Source organism: Neobacillus sp. PVCKKU3 (genome assembly GCF_058323225.1).
The window spans coordinates 1-14,680 of the sequence record NZ_JBLVQN010000014.1 but is presented as its reverse complement, the minus strand read 5'-3'; the positions used below and the strand labels follow the sequence as shown (position 1 = coordinate 14,680).

General features: G+C 39.5%; 16 protein-coding genes. 6 read left to right on the top strand and 10 right to left on the bottom strand.

The features are described from left to right. Window positions 1-134: 134 nt before the first annotated feature. On the top strand, window positions 135-1,313 hold the full coding sequence (locus ACNQGS_RS11320) for a M20 family metallopeptidase (RefSeq protein ID WP_491487384.1): 1,179 nt from the start codon (window positions 135-137) through the stop codon (window positions 1,311-1,313). An 18-nt stretch (window positions 1,314-1,331) separates the two neighbouring features. Here ACNQGS_RS11320 and ACNQGS_RS11315 read toward each other — a convergent pair whose 3' ends face one another. The 3 genes from ACNQGS_RS11315 to ACNQGS_RS11305 all read right to left on the bottom strand — a co-directional run bounded on the left by ACNQGS_RS11315 (window position 1,332) and on the right by ACNQGS_RS11305 (window position 4,095). Continuing rightward, window positions 1,332-2,054, bottom strand: coding sequence for an EcsC family protein (locus ACNQGS_RS11315; protein ID WP_491487383.1), 723 nt, complete (start codon window positions 2,052-2,054; stop codon window positions 1,332-1,334). Window positions 2,055-2,135: 81 nt separating this feature from the next. Further along, complete coding sequence (locus ACNQGS_RS11310; protein WP_491487382.1) at window positions 2,136-3,362, bottom strand: ABC transporter permease; 1,227 nt, start codon at window positions 3,360-3,362, stop codon at window positions 2,136-2,138. After that, entirely contained in the window at window positions 3,355-4,095 is a 741-nt protein-coding gene (locus ACNQGS_RS11305; protein ID WP_491487381.1) for an ABC transporter ATP-binding protein, read from the bottom strand. Before ACNQGS_RS11305 ends, ACNQGS_RS11310 begins: the two co-directional genes overlap by 8 nt. Window positions 4,096-4,670: 575 nt before the next feature. Here ACNQGS_RS11305 and ACNQGS_RS11300 point away from each other — a divergent pair. Next, window positions 4,671-5,090 carry an HIT family protein gene (locus tag ACNQGS_RS11300; RefSeq protein WP_213141068.1) on the top strand — a complete coding sequence of 140 codons (420 nt, stop codon included), beginning with the start codon at window positions 4,671-4,673 and terminating at the stop codon, window positions 5,088-5,090. A gap of 141 nt (window positions 5,091-5,231) precedes the next feature. Further along, window positions 5,232-5,759 (top strand): tryptophan transporter, encoded by a 528-nt coding sequence (locus tag ACNQGS_RS11295; RefSeq protein ID WP_213141069.1) that lies wholly within the window; start codon window positions 5,232-5,234, stop codon window positions 5,757-5,759. 52 nt (window positions 5,760-5,811) lie between these two features. Here the strand turns inward: ACNQGS_RS11295 and yhzF are convergent, their stop codons facing one another. Then, window positions 5,812-6,003: a membrane protein YhzF gene (gene yhzF / locus ACNQGS_RS11290; protein ID WP_213116685.1), complete on the bottom strand. Its 192-nt coding sequence runs from the start codon at window positions 6,001-6,003 to the stop codon at window positions 5,812-5,814. Between the two features lie 304 nt (window positions 6,004-6,307). Here yhzF and ACNQGS_RS11285 point away from each other — a divergent pair, with 304 nt between their 5' ends. Then, window positions 6,308-6,883 (top strand): HTH-type transcriptional regulator Hpr, encoded by a 576-nt coding sequence (locus ACNQGS_RS11285; RefSeq protein ID WP_213116686.1) that lies wholly within the window; start codon window positions 6,308-6,310, stop codon window positions 6,881-6,883. Window positions 6,884-6,888: 5 nt separating this feature from the next. Here ACNQGS_RS11285 and ACNQGS_RS11280 read toward each other — a convergent pair whose 3' ends face one another. After that, window positions 6,889-7,227, bottom strand: coding sequence for a DUF1878 family protein (locus ACNQGS_RS11280; RefSeq protein WP_491487380.1), 339 nt, complete (start codon window positions 7,225-7,227; stop codon window positions 6,889-6,891). A 172-nt stretch (window positions 7,228-7,399) separates the two neighbouring features. Between ACNQGS_RS11280 and ACNQGS_RS11275 the strand changes: the two genes are divergently transcribed. After that, window positions 7,400-7,579, top strand: a complete 180-nt coding sequence (locus ACNQGS_RS11275; protein ID WP_213116688.1) for a hypothetical protein — start codon at window positions 7,400-7,402, stop codon at window positions 7,577-7,579. Window positions 7,580-7,636: 57 nt separating this feature from the next. On the opposite strand, the gene ACNQGS_RS11270 is transcribed toward ACNQGS_RS11275, so the two are convergent. After that, entirely contained in the window at window positions 7,637-7,729 is a 93-nt protein-coding gene (locus ACNQGS_RS11270; protein ID WP_423801450.1) for a YjcZ family sporulation protein, read from the bottom strand. Window positions 7,730-7,942: 213 nt separating this feature from the next. On the opposite strand from ACNQGS_RS11270, the gene ACNQGS_RS11265 reads away from it, so the two are divergent. Continuing rightward, entirely contained in the window at window positions 7,943-8,803 is an 861-nt protein-coding gene (locus ACNQGS_RS11265; protein ID WP_491487379.1) for a peptidylprolyl isomerase, read from the top strand. 44 nt (window positions 8,804-8,847) lie between these two features. Here the strand turns inward: ACNQGS_RS11265 and ACNQGS_RS11260 are convergent, their stop codons facing one another. From ACNQGS_RS11260 to ACNQGS_RS11245, 4 genes are all read right to left on the bottom strand, one after another. Next, window positions 8,848-9,042, bottom strand: coding sequence for a sporulation YhaL family protein (locus ACNQGS_RS11260; protein ID WP_378580821.1), 195 nt, complete (start codon window positions 9,040-9,042; stop codon window positions 8,848-8,850). 102 nt (window positions 9,043-9,144) lie between these two features. Beyond that, complete coding sequence (gene yhaM, locus ACNQGS_RS11255; protein ID WP_491487378.1) at window positions 9,145-10,089, bottom strand: 3'-5' exoribonuclease YhaM; 945 nt, start codon at window positions 10,087-10,089, stop codon at window positions 9,145-9,147. 52 nt (window positions 10,090-10,141) lie between these two features. Continuing rightward, window positions 10,142-13,129, bottom strand: a complete 2,988-nt coding sequence (locus ACNQGS_RS11250) for an ATP-binding protein (protein ID WP_491487377.1) — start codon at window positions 13,127-13,129, stop codon at window positions 10,142-10,144. A 17-nt stretch (window positions 13,130-13,146) separates the two neighbouring features. Next, entirely contained in the window at window positions 13,147-14,364 is a 1,218-nt protein-coding gene (locus tag ACNQGS_RS11245; protein ID WP_491487376.1) for a metallophosphoesterase family protein, read from the bottom strand. Window positions 14,365-14,680: the final 316 nt, after the last annotated feature.

The following is a 14,680-nucleotide window of genomic DNA, read 5'->3' as shown; positions in this document are numbered from 1 at the left end:
AAATGGGGCTGAAAATCTTCAGCCTCTTCTATTTGTTCCATATCTTATATAAATGTTAAAATAGTATGAAAAATAGGTTATTTATTTATTTATTTATTTATTTATTAGTAAAAGACTAAGAGGGGGATTTACATATGTTAGATGAATTGTTTGCTAAATTAGAAAATTCCTATGAGGAAATGGTCTCCATTCGCCGACATCTTCACCAGCATCCAGAACTATCCTATCAAGAATACGAAACGGCCAAATTTATTGTTTCCTTTTATGAAAAACTTGGAATTGAAGTGAACAGCAATGTCGGCGGGAACGGTGTAGTGGCAAAGGTTTATGGTAAAAAGCCGGGTAAAACTGTGGCATTGCGAGCCGATTTTGATGCCCTGCCGATTCAGGATGAAAAGGATGATGTCCCATATAAATCAACAGTGCCAGGAGTTATGCACGCTTGCGGACATGACGGGCACACCGCCACCCTCCTGCTCCTTGCCAAAGCATTGAATGAACTTAAGGACAATCTCGAAGGAACCTATGTGTTTATTCACCAGCATGCTGAAGAATATGCCCCAGGTGGTGCCATTTCTATGATAGAGGATGGCTGCTTAGAAGGTGTGGATGTGATCTTTGGCACCCACTTATGGGCAAGCGTGCCAACTGGTACGATTCAATATCGAACTGGCCCTTTTATGGCAGCTGCAGACCGGTTTGAAATTGAAATTCAAGGCAAAGGCGGGCATGGCGCACAGCCTCATACGACAAAAGATGCGATCGTGACAGCCTCCCAGCTTGTCTTAAATCTTCAGCAAATTGTCAGCCGCAAGGTTAATCCGATTGATTCGGCCGTTGTCTCCATTGGATCATTTACTGCTCAAAATGCCTTCAATGTCATTGCCGATAAAGCAAAGCTTATTGGGACGGTACGGACCTTCAATGAGGAGCTTAGAAGCTTTATTGAAGAAGAAATCGAACGAATTGTCCACGGCACCTGTTATATGTCAGGCAGCACTTACGACTATAAGTATTTTCGCGGCTATCCGCCAGTGGTGAATCATGCCAAGGAAACGGAATTCCTGGCTGCCTGTGCTCACCTTGCAGCTGAAGTAAAAATCGTGGAAGAGACCGAACCGGACATGGGCGGAGAAGATTTTGCCTACTATTTGCAAAAGGTGCCGGGAACCTTCTTCTACACCGGAGCAAAGCCGGAACGCGATGATGCTGCATACCCGCATCACCATCCACGATTTGACATCGATGAAAAAGCCATGCTGATTGCTGCCAAGACATTGGGAACAGCAGCCATAACAGTTCACAGCAACTAAAGCGAGACCCCTGAACTTTTAAAGCTCAGGGGCTTTTTGCAAAATTCTTAACCGATAAGCGTTCATCGCCGTTTCGCCTAATGTTTTCATTAGGTTGTTATTGGCGTATGCCCCAACAAAGGCGCCAATCCCCGGAACAAGCTGAAGCATTTTGACAAAATCAATATAATCCCGGTATTCCTGCTGGAACCTCCGCCAGTCCATTTCCACAAGTACCTGCTTTCGCTCCTCCCAGTTTTCAATCTCAGATAACGTGTTTCTGCGGATTTCATCGCTTGAAAAAGCAAGCTGAAAGACATGAAGAATAAATAACCTTTCCTCATATTCCTTCGTATTGAAGCCGTAAACGGAGGCTGCATCAAATAAGAACTTCATCTTGATGGTTAACAGCAAAGGGAAGTCTGCCAGCCCCAGCAAAATCCCACCCGCACCAGTGCCGGCCCCTTCCACCATCGCTGTTTTTTGGTAGGTGGAAATTTTTTTGCGGACTAATTCATCTCTTTCTTCAAGAGTTAACCCTTCTGCAGCATTTCTGTTGGTGGTCATTTGCGAACCAAATAATGTAGCCTTTACCATTGTTTTAATGCTGTCCGTCATGACTTCATGAACTTTTTCGGGGATGATTTCATTGATTTTCCCCTGCGCCTTTTTCGAGATCCTGTTCATCATTCCTGACCGTCTCGTCAATCTTCGTTTCCAATCTTGAACTTCATCATATACCTTTAATTCATAATCGTTCATCAAACCTCACCTCACCATACTAATTTTATGCGTAAATACGTAAAAATCAGCCGTTTGGTTTCAAAAAAACCCCCTTTGAGCTCAAAGGGAGTTCGTTTTATCCTTCATTCTATTTTTACTGTAAAAATAAACAAATAAGAAGTTAAACAATAGGCCTGCGGCAAGTTCCAATAATGCCAGGGATATCTCTCCCTTCAGAAAAATAAACAGGGCAAAAACAATGTTTTCGATTGTTAAAATGACCATCAGCAATAAATGAAAATCATCATGCTTGTGTTTTTCAGCAACCGGATAAAGGTCGACCCACAGCTTGTTTTGGTGGTGATGGATAAGCGGAAGCAGTTGAAATCCAGTTAAATATAAAAACAAAATACTGATGAGAATTTGTCCCAATCCAAACGAAATAAAATAAATCCCTAGTATACCAATAACCGTTAAGCGGACAAACAGTCCGAGATAATCCGATGACCTCAAAAAAGTCCGTGCATACAAATAGAGATAAGTTTTTTCTTGTAAAAAGCGAATCCCCCCCAAGAGGAAATCCAGCCATTTTCTTCTTTTTACCTTATCCTTTAGTTTCGGCACATCTGTAAACATATTTGCAAGCCGATAAAAGGAAGCCATTCTTTTTTCTTCCTGGTCAATTAATAAATCCCATTTTAACCCTAGTGCTTTTGTTCTGCTATGGAAAAAGAAATAATACAGGAGCATAATCAAAGCAATGACCAAAAGGACTACAAAATTTGCCTGTTTAAACAGCAAATAGGTTAGCGAGAGATTAATGAAATATCTGACGGTCAGATCCCATCTATGTACTGATGTCTGAACAAAGTAAGAAATCCGCCAGCTGACTATTAGATTCCATCCTTTGATGACAAAAAGAACAATGAGAAACGGGAAAAATAAGCGAAAGCCAGTGCTGCTTATATGGGCATACATTGGCATAAGAACAGCAAAAATGAGTAAGAGTATGTAACCTTGAAAAATAAAGCTTACGAATCCGGAACGAAGAAAATACCCCTTTAATTTATCTTCTAACGGAAGCAAAAATACCTTATCCGCTTCCAATAAAAAATTATAAACTGGGCTGTATGTTAAGAAAAAACTGATAAACAGGGCTAGAATAATTTCCGCCGGAAAATCAGTAGATAAAGTTTTAATCCACTCCTGATAATAATAAGCACCGCTGCCAATCAGAAACAATAAAACAATGACAAGATGGCCATTAAAAATATAGCGAAGATACGTGCTCAAATCCTTAACACGCCGGCCTGCCCGTTCCTTCCAAAGTTTCATCGCATTAAACATAATTTTCTTCCTTTGTTAACTGAATATAGATGTCATCTAATGATGCGGCCGGCATCGAAAATTGCTCCCTAAGCTCTGTAAGTGTCCCTTTTGCCCGAATTTTCCCTTCATGCAAAATAACAAACCGGTCGCAATATTTTTCCGCAGTAGCTAGAATATGGGTCGACATTAAGATTCCCGCCCCATTTTCTTTCATTTTCTTCATTAAATCGAGCAATGATTGGATACCGAGCGGGTCGAGGCCGACAAACGGCTCGTCTACGATGTAGAGCGATGGCTGCACAAGGAATGCGCACATGATCATCACCTTTTGCTTCATCCCTTTTGAAAAATGAGCTGGAAACCACTTTAGGCGCTTCTCCATCCGAAATTCAGTGAGCAATGGAGAAACGCGGGCTTTATAGTCCGTTTCAGAAAGTCCATAAGCCATCGCCGTTAAGCGTAAATGCTCCTCCAATGTTAATTCTTCATATAAAATTGGTGTTTCCGGAACAAACGTAAACATTTTACGATATGCCTCTTTATGATCTGTGATGGTTTGTCCATTTATTTTTATGACACCTTGATGTGGTTCCATTAATCCGATGATATGCTTAATGGTTGTGCTCTTTCCTGCGCCATTCAAACCAATTAGGCCAACCATTTCTTTTTCGTTCACCTCAAAAGAAACGTCTTTTAAAACCGGATTCCTTGTGTAACCGCCAACTAGATTCTCAATCGTTAATAAAGACATTTTTTTAAGTCCTTCCCTTAATGATTTCCTTTATTTTATCAAATCGTTTTCAATAAAAATAGAAATTCAATTTTATTTGTATATTTCCTTTTCAATCGGACATCATAATATTCGAAGGGGAGTTCAATTGATGAAGTGATTCATCAACCACTTGAAATGAGGTGTCTACAAAAGACAATATCCGTTTCAAACGCAGAAGCTTCTAAAAACGTTTCAAAACAAGGGGATGGTTGTATTGTACAATGTGCATGGTAACCATTTTGAGTTCAAATAACACCAGGTTTTTGGATAAAAAACTGAAAATGAGGTGTTTGTCGCAGACATCGTCCGTTTTTAAAGGTAAGAAAACCGATAAAAACAAATAGGGGATGGTCAGCTTGAACAATGATGTTTCTTTATAACAACACTCTACTGTAAAATGAGGTGTTTATCAAAGAACACTCCTATTGAACGTCAAATTTGAAGCAATTTCCCCTTCGAGAGGGCGGGATTCTAAGCGAATCCTGCTCTTTTCTTTTTTGCGAAAGAATTCTATGGTAAAATATACAAAATATAATGAAAGGCTGGTCCCAAAAATGAACGATTGTATTTTCTGTAAAATTGTTAATGGTGAAATTCCTTCCGCAAAAGTATTTGAAAATGAACATGTCCTAGCCTTTATGGACATCAGTCAGGTGACAAAAGGGCATACACTGGTCATCCCAAAGATACATAAAGAAAATGTCTTTGAACTGACGCCCGAAATCGCCAGAAACCTATTCGAAGTGGTCCCTGCCATTGCCAACGCTTTGAAACAGGAATTTGAACCGGCCGGTTTAAATACCATTAACAATAATGGCGAGTTAGCTGGACAAACTGTTTTCCATTACCACATGCATTTAATTCCTCGTTATGGCAAAGGAGATGGACTTGGTGTAGTCTGGAAAAATAATCAAAGTGACTATACACCACAACTGCTCCAGGAAATGGCAGCCAATATTGCCAAGAAATTATAGGCCTGTACAGCAAGTTATCTGAAAATTATTTCTTTATTATTATTATCGTAATATGCTATAATGTGTATAAATTCTTCGCTGCAGGCAATGAGTGCACTGCAGGAGGAAAAAAGCTTTAGAAGAGCAGAGGAGAGATGAGAAATGAAAACAAAAAACCTTGTCATTTTAGCACTTTTAGCGGCGATTGGATTTGTGCTGCACGCGGTAATGCCGGCGTTCCTGACGATTAAACCAGATATGATGCTGGCGATGATGTTCTTAGGAATTATTCTTATTCCGGAAATCAAAAGCGTTATGCTTTTGGCGATTGTAACTGGAGTATTATCTGCGATCACCACTCAGTTCCCTGGGGGGCAGTTTCCAAATATCATTGATAAGCCTGTCACTGCATTAGTCTTCTTCGGATTATTTTTAGCATTAAAAAAATACCGCAGCTCTATTGTAAGTGTTGGTGTTTTGACAGCGATAGGAACGATTGTGTCCGGAACAGTCTTTTTAACATCTGCCTATTTCTTGGTTGGTCTGCCTGGCCCATTTGCAGCGCTTTTTGGCGTAGCTGTTTTACCTGCTGCGGCCATCAATACCGTCACAATGGTTATCCTTTACCCAATCGCGCAGTCGATTGCTAAAAGAACTAAATCATCAACTGTTTCCGTCATTGAAAAGTAATGACAGATACGTTAAGAAAAGAACCCTTAAGGGTTCTTTTCTTAAATTCACTTTAGAAAAAATAGGTAAACAATAAGGCTAACACTAAAAAGATTCCCCCGCCGCTAGCGCAGACAGCTGCCCTTTTCTTTATTATTTGTTTAGGCGGATATACACCTGGTCTCGTTAAATCAATGACAAACTTACCAGTACCCATGAAAAAAATGGCACTTAGAACAAAAAACATGATAGCTGCACTTTTCATAGTAAGATCCCCCTGCAGGATTCCAATTTTCAATTGATGTTGTAACTATTTATATGTTTTTCTGTCCATACCTATGAAAAATTTAGTAAAACTATATAAGTAAATTAAATTTTTAACAAAAATATTCAAAAAGTTTCCATTTTTCTTATTAATCAATTATAATAAAATAGAAATCTTTTAAACAATTTTAATTTCAATATAAAATTATCGTAATTTCTAAAAATTTTGTGAATTTTTTCTTTATTAATTTTTATTTTATTGGCATAATGAAAATAGAGTAATAATAAAGTAGGTGAAAATGGAGATGACGGAGAAACAATATTCGGCCAAGGAAGCAATGATTTTTAGTCAAAGAATTGCGCAATTAAGCAAGGCGTTATGGAAATCGATTGAAAAAGACTGGCAGCAATGGATAAAACCGTATGATTTAAATATCAATGAACACCACATTCTTTGGATTGCCTACCATTTGAACGGTGCATCTATTTCCGATGTAGCCAAATTTGGTGTCATGCATGTCTCAACAGCTTTTAATTTTTCAAAAAAATTAGAAGAACGAGGCTTGTTGAAATTTTCTAAAAAGGAAAATGACAAACGGAATACGTATATCCAATTGACACCAGAGGGTGAAAACATTCTCCTGCAGTTAATGGAAACCTATGATCCAAATGCCTACTCAGCATTTACCGGCGCACTGCCTTTACGGGAATTATACGGAAAATTTCCCGACATCATTGAAATGATGGCGATTATCCGGAATATTTATGGACAGGACTTCATGGAGATTTTCGAACGTTCCTTCCATAATCTTGAAAGTAAGTTTGTGGAAGAAGACGGGAAGCTAAAAAAATCTGAGGAAAAAGAACAAGAACTTGCCTAACTAGACTAAATAAATTTTTCAAATTCCTTAAAAAGTGATTTGTATAGATTCTGTGATAGACATGCCTTGATGGTTTGTCCGATATCCAGTTTGTCGGGCATTAAGTTCGAAAGCTCAACAAAAAGCGGATGAAAGTATACGTACCCTTCCGCTTTTTGTTCTTCCAATTTTTTGCTCAGTTTATCACATATGGAATAAAAATGATTCACTTCTGATTCGGTAAGACCGGATTCAATGATCAGTCGAGTGAACTTCTTGGACGGATGATCCACTACCTCTAACAACAGCTTTTGATGAAATTCAAGCATATTTATTTTTTCTGCCAGCATTTCAAATTTATCCATGAAAAGCCCCCCTTTTTCCATATTATTCACCTTTTTGGGACTTGGATAAACGTATTTCAGTATTTACTTATTTGGCATAAAAATCTGAAAACCTTCCATTCTTTTTGACTATCTTTTTAATAAATTATTTGGTAAGGTAAAATGGAACAGTATCTGGGGGGAGGGATTTCTTATGATCTCCATTTTTATCGTCTTTGCCATTTTTATTTTGTTTTATGTAAATAAAATGACCAGTTCATTATGTATTCAAAAAGAAATTCCGGAAGAACGTCAGCACAAGGTGTTCCGTACGATTAATGTTCTCGTTACCATTTTATTAATTTCTTCCTATTTGGAAATTTTGTATACATAGTGTATAAGTAAAAAACAAGCGATGAGGTGTCTCTCATCGCTTTTTACTTATGCTGCATTACCAAACCCAAGCAGCACCAACGATAATCAATAAAATGAAAAGAACAACGATTAACGCAAAGCCTGCACCGTAACCTGCTCCACCAGACATATTTTTGCCTCCTTTCCGTTTCTACGATATACTATTCAACCTCCCTCCAATTCGACTAGGCTCTTATCTTATTTTTTCGGAAAAGACATGAATGGGCTTGTAAATTTTTGAAATGATAATCCTTTTAATTTTTTGCAGGAGTTGCCATTTATGTTATAGTAAAGGATGTGGACAAAAACCCATAAGAATTTAACTATTTAGGAGAGATTCATCATGAAAAAATGGATAATGGCCCTAACGCTTGCAAGCTCAATCCTTGCCTTAAGTGCATGTAATCAAAATGGTTCGGAAACGGTTGCAGAGAGCAAAGCTGGGGATGTAACACAAGAGGATCTTTACAAGGCAATGAAGGATAAATTCGGCAATCAGGCATTACAGCAGCTTGTCTATGAAAAGGTTCTTTCTAAAAAGTACAAAGTAACCGACAAAGAATTAGATGACAAAATTAATCAAATCAAACAGGACCTTGGCTCAAACTTTGAAATGACCTTGGCCCAATATGGTTATAAAAGTGAAGCTGACCTAAAGAAAACAATGAAGCTTGGCATGCTGCAGGAAAAAGCGGCGATGAAAGACATTAAAATAACTGATAAAGAATTAAAGGATTACTATGATAATTATCAACCTGAAATTAAGGCACGCCATATTCTCGTTGCCGATGAAGCAACTGCTAACACTGTAAAGCAAAAGCTTGATGGCGGAGCAAAATTCGAAGATGTGGCAAAAGAATACTCAACTGATAAAGCTTCTGCCCAAAATGGCGGCGACTTAGGCTGGTTTGGTACTGGAAAGATGGACCCTGATTTTGAAAAGGCTGCCTATGCCCTGAAAGTTAATGAAATCAGCGCTCCAGTAAAAACTCAATTCGGTTACCACATTATTCAGGTTACTGATAAAAAAGAGAAAAAATCCTATGATGAAATGAAAAAAGATATTGAATATCAAGTAAAATCTCAAAAGTTAACTACCGATGTAATTAATAAAGCCATGGAACGTGAATTAAAAGACGCTAATGTAAAGATTAATGACAAAGACTTAAAAGACGCACTTACACCACAGACTCCAGCCCAATAAAAATCAGAAAAACGGAAGCGCCTCATTTTTGCGCTTCCGTTTTTTTATTCGCTTGTGGCATGTTCACCTTTTCGGGCTTCCTTTTCTTTTTCAAGGCGCATCATATAGATTTCGCCCTCCCGTTCTATATCTTCTTGTTCAAGCTGACGCTCTTCCCGCCCTGTTTTAATGGCCATTAACGCGCTAATAATAATCCCAACCACAACTGCATAAACCCAAATAGGTATAGTCAACTTCACTTGCCCCCTTCAAAATGGTTGTCCAATTTTCTAATAAATAATATTCATGGATTAAAAAATTATGCATAAAAAAAAGATAACCTCCTAGAGAGGCTACCCTTCCTATTTATGAAATGCAGGCTTGTAAAATGATCGATTATCCAGCGCAAAAACCCGTTCAGTAAACTCCCCTGGCTTAACTCTTTCCAAAGCCCGGTCAAGCATATTCATTTTTGCATCGAGATTATCAATGTAATGAAGGATTTCTGCTTCTTTCACTAACGGCGGTTTTGGGCTTCCCCACTCCGCTTTTCCGTGATGGCTTAGAACAAGGTGCTGGAGGATTAACACTTCCTCCCCGTTAATACCAAGTTCTTCAGCTGCTTTGCCAATTTCATTGATCATAATCGTAATATGCCCAAGCAGATTTCCTTCGAGCGTATAAACAGTTGAAATTGGCCCGGATAATTCCATGACTTTGCCCATATCATGCAGGATGATGCCTGCATACAGCAGGTCCCTGTCAAGACTTGGGTATAGGCCGGAGATTGCTTTGGCGAGGTCAAGCATGCTGACCACATGATAGGCAAGCCCGGAAACAAATTCATGATGATTTTTGGTCGCCGCCGGATACTCCAAAAATGCCTTCTGGTGCTTCTTTATTAAATGGCGGGTAACCCTCTGGATATTAGGGTTTTTCATATCAAAAATATACTGGGTTAGTTTACTCACCATTTCATCCTGACTTAACGGTGCGGTTTCAAGGAAGTCTTCCAATTTCACCGCATCCGCTGGTCCGGTTCTTCGAATCTGGCGGATTTTCAACTGGCTTTTGCCGCGGTAATTTTGCACGTCCCCATGAATTTTGACAATCGTTTGGGCGGCATACATTTTTTCATCCTCTTCATTGGCATCCCAAAGCTTGGCTTCAATATCTCCACTTTGGTCTTGCAGGATTAATGTTAAAAACGGCTTTCCGTTGCTCGCAATTCCTTTTGTAGACGTTTTAATTAATAAATATAGCTCAATCTGTTCCCCAACATCATAATGTAAAATACCTTTCGCCAACCTAGACACGCTCCCTTCCGATAGTAAAAGTATAACATATCCTTCTTTCACTCTATGAAATTATCTGAACAGCACCTTTTTCCAAGAAAAGAACATTTTCCTTTGGAAAGAACTGCAGTAAATGCTGATGACAAGTAAAAAATAAGATTTGATTTTGTTCCAACGTTTTTAAAAGCGCGATGACCCTTTCCGTTCTGCCGATATCAAAGTTTACGAAGCTGTCATCAATGATAATCGGGAACCGGTATTTTTCATAAAGGGTTGTAGCCAGTGCCAGTCTGATTGAAACATATAGCTGTTCTGTGGTGGCTTGGCTTAATTCGTTTGCTTCAAATAGGGTCCGGTCCTCCCGTTCTACTAGGAAACCAGTCCCCAATGGGTGCAGGTGTATTCGGTAGTATCTGCCATTTGTAAGAAAAGACAGAAACTCCTCCGCCCTTTCCAGCATTCTGGGCAAATGTTCATTTTTGTATTTCTCGATTGTTGCCGTCAAAATATTTTGTGCAAGAGAATATACAGCCCACTCTTTTGCTGTCTCCTCGAGTTCAAATTTTTTCTGTTTATAATGATGGAGAATATCGGAATAAACGCCGCCTTCTTCGAGAACCTGTAATTCGTACTTGACCTTTGCTTGCTCCTCCTGCAGTTCTTTTAATCTAGCATGCAATCGCTTAGATTCATCAAGGCCGGCAGTTATTAATTCATCCCAATTATGGATAGTTAGGAAGCTTTCCCTCTCTTCATCAGACAGACTTGAATAGTTAAGCTGACTGCGGATATTGTCCAAAGCAGCCAACAGTTCGGATCTTTTTTCCGCCTTTTTTCCAAGTTCATAGAATTTCTGTTCCGTATCCGTATTAGCAGACTGAAGCAGCAAAGCATACTTCGCTTCAAGCTGTTCCAGTTCATGTGATTTGCCTTGCCAATCTGCTTCCATGCCAGCAAGCTTATTTTTTCTTTCCTGGTTTTTGATTCTCTTTTCAAGCTCTTCCTTAAGTTTTGTCCTCAATAAAAATGCGGTCTTATGTAAATCGAGATCCTTTTCCGGCAAAAAGCGTTTGCCATATTCCAGAATTCCTTCGGCGATCTGGCTTTGCTGCTGATTAGCTTTGTCCACTTTTGCAATTAGCTTATCCCGTTCCCATAAAGTCTCTTTAAATTTTTCAATTTGTTTAAATGCTTCCTCCAAAAAGGCGTCGGCAAGATTATCAGGTATTTTTAACTCCCTGCTAACTGTAAGCAGCGTCTCCTTATGCTTACTAGAGGCAATCTCCCATTCCTCAAATTTCGAAATCACTTTTTCAAATTGGCTCTGCTGCTGCTTAAGCCTTAATTTTAACAGCTGTAGCTTTTCACGCCGCTGATTGTCTATCTTCAACTCTTCAGCGGCCTTGCTCAGATCCTGGTATTCGGCAGATTGCAGCTTTTCACTTACCTGTTTTACTCTTTCCCGCAGTCCGTTAAGCTGTTGAACAAGCTGCTTTTCTTTAGCCTGCTTTAAGGATTGCAGCATGTATACGGCAAAAGCCAAACAGCCTCCTAACCCCAAGATCATCAGTACCCATTGTTTTGTCAGAAGTCCATAAAGGATTAGTCCGAGGAGGATCAGCTCTATCGTGATAAATTGAAGCTTAAGCCTTGATTTAGCGGCCTGCTCCTGGTCAAGAGATCTTTGCTGGAAATGGATTTTTTCCTTGATTCCCTTTAATTCCTCTTCTAAGCCTCTTTTATCATTTCCGTGAACCTGTTTTTCAAGGAGCAGTCTGTCTTGGTCCGGCAAACATAAGCCCTCAGTCAAGAGAACCTCCTTTTCAATCATCTCTAAGGCATTTTTTTCTTCCTCATACCGTTCATCCAGTTCCTCTTTTGCTTCCATTAGTTTTCTGCTTTGTTTTGCGGTTGTTTCAACCTGGCTTTTCATATACATATTTGTATTAATGGCTTGAAAATCTTGATCCTGCAATGGCAGATGGAGCTTCGCTTTTATAATGGAAAGTTCCGCCTCACAGTCAGCCAGCCTCTGTTCATATTGACCCAGTTCCAATTTGAATTGATCAAAAATGGGCATCTGATCCAGTAATATTAATATCGCCGGCTCGTTCTCAAGGAGCTCTTCATTTGGCTCCAAATCGGCGATTTCCAGCTTTACCTTTTCAATTTGTTCCGCAAGACTGTTCAGCTCTGCTTTGTAGGGAAGAATAAGTTGGTTTAATTTTTCGAGTCTTTCCATTCCTCGTACAGGGAACTGTACTTCTTCAAGTTCAGCAAGCTCGTTCTCAATCCACTTTTCTTGTTTAACAGAAGATTCTATCCTTTTCCACTCCGAAAGCTTTGCTGTATTTACCTGAAGGGTGGTAAGCTGTTCATTAAGATTAGCCATTTCCTGCAGCAGGCTTTCTTTTTTCGCTGCCAAGGTCTCATATTCCTTATTTTTCGCAGCGGCTTTTTTTAGCTCTTGATTGACCTCATGAAGCTCCTGCAGTTTTTCATTTAGCTCAGGCTTTTTTCCCCCTGGCTTAAAGCGGGTATCCAGCTCCTTTTGGAGGGCAGCCTCTGCCTTTGCCAGTTGTTCTGTGCCTAGTGTTCCTGCGGAAAATAGGTATTTACCCAGCTCTTCTCCCTTCATCTGGTGGATGTTTTGCAGCCCGTGTATATTGAAAGAAAAAATGGCCTGAAATAGATTTTTATCAAAACTTTCTAGTAATTCCTTTAAAAGTTCCTCACCGCCAATGAGCCCGTTCTCCATGACTACCTTGACATCACCGGCGGCTTTTCCTTTTACCCTTTCAATTACTGCAAAGCCTTGCCCTTCAAGATAAATTCGGATATTCCCGCCGTACTTTGTACCATGTTTCGGTTCGTAGCGCAGCTCTGATTGCTGCTTAGTTGGAAAACCAAATAAAATACTATGTATAAAGGCCATAATCGTAGATTTTCCAGCCTCATTTTCCCCAAAGAAAACCTGAAATTCATTCAAATTTTCGATGATCACATTTTCCAGCTGCCCAAAACCGTAAATATTCATTGCCGTGATTTTCAATTTGGATTCACTCCTTTCTATTTATAAAGTAATTCAATTAGCAGCTTCTCCGCCCTATTAATTAGTTCATGCTGCTCACCTGAGGATAGGGGCGACAAATATTTTTTACCCAAGCGGTGCTCATACAAAACGGCCAAGGCTTCATCTACATGATCGAATTGTTCAATTGCAGCAAAAAGCTCAGCATAAAAATTGGCTTCTTTTTTTAATTGTTCCTTGTTCACCTGCAGCCTTTCGGACAAAGATAGCTCCACAATCCAAACAAATGCTTCCTCCTCCTGTTCATCTTCCAACAAAAGATCAAGCAGATCCGTTTGCAAACTTCTTCTTTCCATGTCGTCTTCCAGGAGAATGTTTTTAATGGCTAGGGACAAGAATGTGCCTTTATTATCCTTTCTCCAGGTATTTAGGCTTGACTGACATAATTGAAGAATATCATGAAAATTCTTCGCCGATGCTGCATCAATTTCAGCCTCTTCCCAGACAATATCTGCTGCTTCTACAAAGTCCAGTTTTGTCTCAAGTTCCGTAAGCGAGACATGATAAAATCCTTTTGCATCTTTTTCCTTTTTATTTCTCCCTTGAATATTACCAGGATAGATAATCGGAGGATTTTCAGACAATACGGCGCGTTTATGGATATGGCCCAATGCCCAATAATCAAAGTCTTTATCAAGTAAATCCTTAACAGTAAACGGGGCATAGTTATCATGTTCGGAGGAAGAGCTTTCATTTCCATGAAGGATGCCAATGTGGAAATCTGATCCCACTGACTTCACATACTCATCTATTTTTCTCTCAAACACATGCCTGGTTGGATAGCTGAAGCCATAGAAGGATACTGTTTCACCTGACTTTGTCTGCAGTTCCATCCGTTCGACTTTGCTCCCAAACACATGGACATTGTCCGGCATATCAAGGTGAACCCAGGAACCATTTAAATGGTCATGATTGCCATGGATCACATAGACGGGAATTTCATGTTCTGCAAGCCTCTGCATTTCCGCTCTGAATCGAGATTGGGCCCGGAGACTGCGGTCCTCTCCGTCAAATAAATCACCTGCTATGATGACAAAATCAACCTGTCTTTCAATTGCTGTTTCAGTTAGAATTTTTAAGGAAGTAAAGGTGCTCTCTTTAACTCTTGAAAAAATAGCGGCGGGCAAATGCTTTAAACCCACCATTGGACTGTCCATATGTAAATCGGCAGCATGAAGAAATGATAATTTTTTCATAAAATTTCCTCTCAAACGTTCTTTTCTTTTATTTTATCACGGCTAATATACGAATGCACGTTCTATCGAAAAGCGGAAGCGCCTTGACCAGGGGCGACAGGCATAAGACGAGCCGGCGAGAAGGTTGCTTTTTAACCTTCTTGACGGATTGGCTTATGACCCCGAGCCCCTAGGCGCTGGAGCTAGACAACAGTCATGAATAATAAAAAGCTTTACCATAAATGGTAAAGCTGAGGCTGTCGAAAAACTATCGATAGATTTTTATCTTATTCACGATCTTTCACAACTTCCTAAATTATTTAAATAAAACCTTTCA

Excerpts from the sequence above, each read along its gene's own strand:
- ACNQGS_RS11320 (WP_491487384.1), top strand. The coding sequence starts at position 135 with ATGTTAGATGAATTGTTTGCTAAATTAGAAAATTCCTATGAGGAAATG.
- ACNQGS_RS11315 (WP_491487383.1), bottom strand. The coding sequence starts at position 2,054 with ATGAACGATTATGAATTAAAGGTATATGATGAAGTTCAAGATTGGAAA.
- ACNQGS_RS11310 (WP_491487382.1), bottom strand. The coding sequence starts at position 3,362 with ATGTTTAATGCGATGAAACTTTGGAAGGAACGGGCAGGCCGGCGTGTT.
- ACNQGS_RS11305 (WP_491487381.1), bottom strand. The coding sequence starts at position 4,095 with ATGTCTTTATTAACGATTGAGAATCTAGTTGGCGGTTACACAAGGAAT.
- ACNQGS_RS11300 (WP_213141068.1), top strand. The coding sequence starts at position 4,671 with ATGAACGATTGTATTTTCTGTAAAATTGTTAATGGTGAAATTCCTTCC.
- ACNQGS_RS11295 (WP_213141069.1), top strand. The coding sequence starts at position 5,232 with ATGAAAACAAAAAACCTTGTCATTTTAGCACTTTTAGCGGCGATTGGA.
- yhzF (WP_213116685.1), bottom strand. The coding sequence starts at position 6,003 with ATGAAAAGTGCAGCTATCATGTTTTTTGTTCTAAGTGCCATTTTTTTC.
- ACNQGS_RS11285 (WP_213116686.1), top strand. The coding sequence starts at position 6,308 with ATGACGGAGAAACAATATTCGGCCAAGGAAGCAATGATTTTTAGTCAA.
- ACNQGS_RS11280 (WP_491487380.1), bottom strand. The coding sequence starts at position 7,227 with ATGGATAAATTTGAAATGCTGGCAGAAAAAATAAATATGCTTGAATTT.
- ACNQGS_RS11275 (WP_213116688.1), top strand. The coding sequence starts at position 7,400 with ATGATCTCCATTTTTATCGTCTTTGCCATTTTTATTTTGTTTTATGTA.
- ACNQGS_RS11270 (WP_423801450.1), bottom strand. The coding sequence starts at position 7,729 with ATGTCTGGTGGAGCAGGTTACGGTGCAGGCTTTGCGTTAATCGTTGTT.
- ACNQGS_RS11265 (WP_491487379.1), top strand. The coding sequence starts at position 7,943 with ATGAAAAAATGGATAATGGCCCTAACGCTTGCAAGCTCAATCCTTGCC.
- ACNQGS_RS11245 (WP_491487376.1), bottom strand. The coding sequence starts at position 14,364 with ATGAAAAAATTATCATTTCTTCATGCTGCCGATTTACATATGGACAGT.